Source organism: Streptomyces colwelliae (assembly GCF_048158785.1).
In the GTDB taxonomy this organism is placed as follows: Bacteria; Actinomycetota; Actinomycetes; order Streptomycetales; family Streptomycetaceae; genus Streptomyces.
In genome coordinates this window covers 1-5,367 of sequence record NZ_JBLTJC010000550.1, presented here as the reverse complement: position 1 = coordinate 5,367, position 5,367 = coordinate 1, and the positions used below count along the sequence as shown (strand labels likewise).

Sequence of the window (5,367 nt, the reverse complement as noted above, 5' to 3'; positions counted from 1 at the left end):
CCCAGGGATGGGACGGGTAGGGGCGGCGGGGGCGAGACGAACCCTTACGGCGAAGCCGGTGCCGAGTTCTTCGTGTCCGGGGAGTCCGTGCCGGAGTCGCCCGACGTCGCCGCCCACGTACCGACCCCGACCGCCGCGACCAGCACCACGCCCGCCGCCGCCAGCGTCAGCCGACGCCGCCGCGTCGCCGCCCGGTGCCGGGCCGACCCGGGGCGCGGGGCACCCGCCGGGCGCGGAGCGCGGGCCGTGCCGCGTGGTCCGCCCGCGAGTTCGTCCGGCGCCGGGACCCGCATCGACGTATGGGTGTCCCGGTTGGAGTCCGCGGGCTTGGCGCCGGGCACCAGCGGTACGGCGCCCCGTCGTACCCGCTCGCTGCGCGCGGGCGTGGCCTCCGGGGTCTCCTCCTGCTCCGCTTCCTCCTCCTCGGTGTCCGGCTCGTCCACGTCCAGTGGGGGCATGCCGGCCAGCAGGGGCAGTTGTTCGCGCAGTCGGGCGGCGAGTTCGGAGGCGCGCAGGCGGGAGGCCGGGGCCTTCGCCAGGCACTGGACCATCAGCTGCCACAGTTCGTCGGGGATCCCGGGCAGCGGTACGACGGTCTCGGTGACGTGCCGTCGTAGGACCGCGCCGGGGTGGCCGCCGCCGAACGGGGTGAAACCGGCGAGGAGTTCGTACAGGACGGTCGCCAGGGCGTAGATGTCGACGGCCGCGCGCGGGGGCAGGCCCTCGACGATCTCGGGGGCGAGGTAGTCGGGCGTACCGATGATCTTCGTGGCGCGGGTGCGGCGCGGGGAGTCGATGAGTTTGGCGACCCCGAAGTCCGTCAGCAGGGCGGGGTGCGCGCCGCCGGGGCCGAGCGGGCCCTGCATGTCGAGGAGGACGTTCTCCGGTTTGACGTCCCGGTGGACGACGCCGGCCGCGTGGGCCGCGGCGAGTCCGTCCGCGATGTCGGCGACGATCGCGACCGCCGCCTCGGGGGAGAGCCGGCGTTCGCGGTCGAGGCGGGTGCGCAGATCCGTGCCCCTGACCAGGTCCATGACGAGGGCGAGGTCGTTGCCGTCGACGACCAGGTCCCGTACGGACACGATGTTCGGGTGCTCCAGGCCGAGCAGGGCCGTGCGCTCCTGCACGAAGCGGCCGACGAGTTCCTGGTCGGACGCGAGGTCCTCGCGCAGCAGCTTGACGGCGACGGGCCCCTCGGGTCCCTCGCCCAGCCACACCGTGCCGGCACTGCCCCGCCCCAGGATCTGGTTGGCGGTGTACCGGCTGCCGATCTTCCGTGCCAAGGCTGCTCCTACCAGACGCGTGTGTCGCTAAAACTACGCGTCAGATGAGCCAACCTTCACCGCCGAGGCGGAAATCACCCACTGGGTGTCGACAAATCCCCAACCCAGCGTCCGACTAGGGCGTTTCGGGGGTCAGTTGCCGGCCGCGTGGAGAGTCAGTTGCCGGTCGCGGAACTCAGATCCTTGACCCAGCCGCTCACCTGTCCGGCGACGTGGCTGATCTCCCGCCAGTAGCTCCTGCCCGTGCCGATCCAGTCCTGAAGCGGGGTCAGTTCCCACACCAGCCAGCCGGCGACGAACAGCAGGACGATCGTGAACAGGCAGCCCTTCAGGCAGCCGAGTCCGGGAATCTTCATCGGGTTGGCGCCGCGCTGCCGCGACTGGCGGGGCTCGCGGGCCGGCTCCGGCGGCCGCTGGGGCTGCTGGCGGCTCGGCGGGGCGTACTGCTGCGGCTGGTGCTGCTGCGGCTGGCCGTAGCCGCCCTGCTGCTGCGGTTGCTGGCGCTGCGAGGGGCGCTGCTGCGGGCGCTGCTGGGCGGCCTGGCGGGGTTGCTGCTGCGGCTGCTGCGCGCGGGAGACCTGGCGCTGGGGGCGGCGGCGCAGCGGGTCCTCGCCCGGGTCGAGATAGGGCTGGTACTGGGTCTGTTCGTTGCGGTCGCGGGCGGCGCGCAGCTGGTTCTGCCAGGGGTGCGGCTGCTCGGGGCCGCCGCCTGACGGGTTCTGCTGGTTCTGCTGATTCTGCTGGCCGTACTGTCCGGGCTGGTTCTGCGGCATGACCGTGGTCGGGTCGGCCGCACCGCGGTTCGGCATCACGGTGGTCGGGTCGGCGGCGCCCACCGGGCCACCGGTGTGCGGGAGGACGCTGGTCGCCGCGTTCGGGTCGTAGGCGCCGGCCTGGTGCGACAGAACCTGCGTCGGGTCCGCGGCGCCGGGCACGGTCGGTACCGCGGCCGGATCCGGGTCGGGGGCCAGCAGCCTGCCGACGCTCTCGGCGGCGGCGATCTGCGCGGAGTTCGCGTGCACGCCGACGCCCTCGGCGACGACGCGCAGGCCGCGGGCGAGGTTCTCGGCGCTGGGCCGCTCGTCCGGGTTCTTGCGCAGGCAGCGCTCGATGACCGTCCACAGGGGGTCGGGGACCGTCGAGGGGCGGCGCGGTTCGGCGCTGAGGTGCTGGTGGAGGACTTCGAGGGCCGAGCCGCCGGAGAACGGTGGGTGACCGGTGACCAGCTCGTACAGCAGGATGCCGGCGCCGTAGATGTCCACGGCGGAGGTCTGCGGGCGGCCCTCGGCGGACTCCGGCGCGATGTACGCGGGCGTGCCGACGAATTCCTGCGTGCGGGTCAGGCCCGGGGAGTCGGCGAGGCGGGCGATGCCGAAGTCGGTGAGCAGCGGGTACATCTGGCCGCCGCCCTGCTTGAGCAGGACGTTCGCCGGCTTCAGGTCGCGGTGGACGACGCCGTCGGCGTGGCTGGCGGCCAGCGCGTCGGCGATCTGCGCGGTGAGCAGCGCGGCGCCGACGGGGCTGAAGGGGCCGTTCTCGCGGAGGTAGTGGTGCAGGTCGGGGCCCTCGACGAGGTCCATGACGAGCGCCAGGAGATCGCCCTCCACGACGAGGTCGCGGACCCGCACGATGTTCGGGTGGGTCAGGCGCAGCAGCACCGACCGCTCGCGCAGGAACCGCATCACGATGTCGGGATCGTTCGCGAGTTCTTCCTTGAGGACCTTGATCGCGACGGTCTCGCCGGGCTGGCCCTGGACGGCTGCCTCGGCGCCCGCGGTCTCACGCTGGCGGGCCCGCCAGACGGTGCCCGTGGCGCCGCGTCCGAGTGGCTCCTCCAGGAGGTACTTGCTGCCTACCGGCCGCACGTCTGCGCTCCCTGCTGCTTGCCTGTGTTCCGGTCCACTGTAGTGCCGCCCCTCTTGCGGCTACCTACGTAAGCATCGCCGTACATGTTCGAAGGAAAGACGCTCACCCCGGTCTCCCGGTTGCCCCAATGATCGCCGAAGCCGGACATGACCGGTCTCACTCGATCACCGGTGCGGCACTGGTCAGGCACTTTTGGGGACAGAGCTGACCAATCAAGATCACTTGGTGCCGGGCCCCGGGCGAGTTGTCAGTGGCAGGTGCGAGGATGCGTGCAGTACTGGCCGATGTGCTCGCGCGGGGTGGGGGAATATTCCGTGCCGGGGCAGAAGGGACCGCTGACGGCGATGCAGATCCGGCTGACCGTCGTAGACCCGCTGGGGCCGCCCGCGCAGCCGCGGGGCCGCTCCGCGAGTTGCGATGTGCTGGTCACCGCGCCCGCCGGCACGGCCCTGGCCGCGGTGGCGTCCGCGCTGGCCTCGGCGGTCTCCGCCGACGCGGCCGCGTCGCAGTCCGAGCGGAGCCGCGAGTCCGGCGGCCCGATCGTGCTGTACGCGGGCGTGGAGCGCCTCGACACCCAGCGCTGCACGCTCGGCGAGCCGCCGCTGACGGACGGCGCGGTGGTGTCCCTGGGCGCCCCCGCCGAGCCCGAGGCGCACCCCGAGCTGGACGACGCCCCGACCCAGCTCCATGTGGTCGCGGGCCCGGACGCGGGCGGGGTGCACCTCCTCCATGGCGGCCGGATCAACATCGGCCGCTCCGCCGACGCCGACGTCCCGCTGGACGACCCGGACGTCTCCCGGCTGCACTGCGCGGTGACGGTCGACCCCTCGGGCCGCGTCTCGGTGGCCGACCTGGACTCGACGAACGGCACGACCCTGGCGGGCACGCGCGTGGGCACCCGCCCGGTGCGCTTCGCCCCGGGCGCGCTGCTCCGCATCGGCGAGTCCGCCCTGCGGCTGACCCCGTCCGGCGGCCCGGGAGCGCGCACCGAGACGGCCCCCGACGGCGAGGGCCACGTGCGCGTGTCCCCCGGCACCCCGGCCGCCGCGCACAGCGAACCCCTCGTGGTGCCCGGCCAGGCAGGCGCCCCGAGCATCGAGCACCGCGCCGCCCACGACGGCGGCGACACCCACGCGGGCCGCTTCGGCGTGTTCGGCGAGGCTCTCGGCGCCGAGGAGACCGAGGGCGCCGAGGACGTGTTCTCCGCGCCCACGACGACCTCGCGCATCCCTCCGTACGACGACTCCGGCGACCTCGGCGGACGCAAGGGCACCCCTCTCCGGGGCACCGACATCCCCCAGGGGGTGCGCAGGCGCGGCGGCATCGGCAAGTGGGCGCGCCGCCTGACGGGCGGCCGCGGCGAGTCGACGGCCGAGGACACCGAGTCGGCGTACGGCGGCTCGTACGACGAAGAGGGCGCCGACGAGAGCGTGCCGACCCCGCCCGTCGTCCTCCAGCAACCGGACACCTGGCCCGACCCGGCGGCCCTGCTGCTCACCGCCCTGGGCCCGGGCCCCCGCCTGTGGGAGCGCGCGCCGGGTCACCCCGAGGCGCTCACGGTGCGGCTCGGCACGGCGGACCGGGCGACACCGGACGGCTCGGCGCTGCTGCCGGCGGTGCCGGTGACCTCCGGGCTCCGTGAGGTCGGCGCGCTGGGCCTGGCCGGTCCGCGCGCGCGGCTCTCGGGGCTGGCCCGCGCGGTGGTGGCGCAGCTCGCGGCGCTGCACTCCCCCGACGCCCTGGAGATCGTGCTGATCAGCACGGACCGCGCGCGTACGGTGGCCGAGCGCACCGCCGAGTGGTCCTGGCTCGGCTGGCTGCCGCACCTGCGCCCCGGACACGGCCAGGACTGCCGGCTGCTGCTGGCCTACGACCGGGAGCAGGCGACGGCCCGGACGGACGAGCTTCTCCGGCGGCTGGAGGACCACGCCATGGATGCGCGGGGCGGGGGGCGGGTGATCGGCGGGGGCACGTCCACGTTCGCGTCGGCCGCCAGGTCCGGTTCCGGCGCCGGTTCCATGTCCGGCTCCGGTTCTCTGTCCGGGGCAGGCCGTCGCACTCCGGCTATCGGGGCGCAACGCGGCTCGGAGGAAGGGCAGTTGGGGTCGGGCTCGCGGTTGCTGCACGGCGGCCCCGACGGACTGCTGGCCAGCCTCGGGCCGCACATGCGATGGGTTCCGCCCGTCCTGTACGTGACGTATCCGGTCGAGGACCGCGA

Annotated in this window: 3 protein-coding genes; 1 reads left to right on the top strand and 2 read right to left on the bottom strand. The window is 74.3% G+C overall.

Annotated features, from left to right (window positions below; all coding sequences use genetic code 11):
- Positions 1-44: 44 nt before the first annotated feature.
- Positions 45-1,283 (bottom strand): serine/threonine-protein kinase, encoded by a 1,239-nt coding sequence (locus tag ACNFOC_RS50510; RefSeq protein ID WP_416965719.1) that lies wholly within the window; start codon positions 1,281-1,283, stop codon positions 45-47.
- 155 nt (positions 1,284-1,438) lie between these two features.
- Complete coding sequence (locus ACNFOC_RS50505) at positions 1,439-3,148, bottom strand: serine/threonine-protein kinase (RefSeq protein WP_416965718.1); 1,710 nt, start codon at positions 3,146-3,148, stop codon at positions 1,439-1,441.
- A gap of 345 nt (positions 3,149-3,493) precedes the next feature.
- Between ACNFOC_RS50505 and ACNFOC_RS50500 the strand changes: the two genes are divergently transcribed.
- Positions 3,494-5,367, top strand: a 1,874-nt coding sequence (locus ACNFOC_RS50500; RefSeq protein ID WP_416965720.1) for an FHA domain-containing protein, incomplete at its 3' end; no start/stop codon positions are given.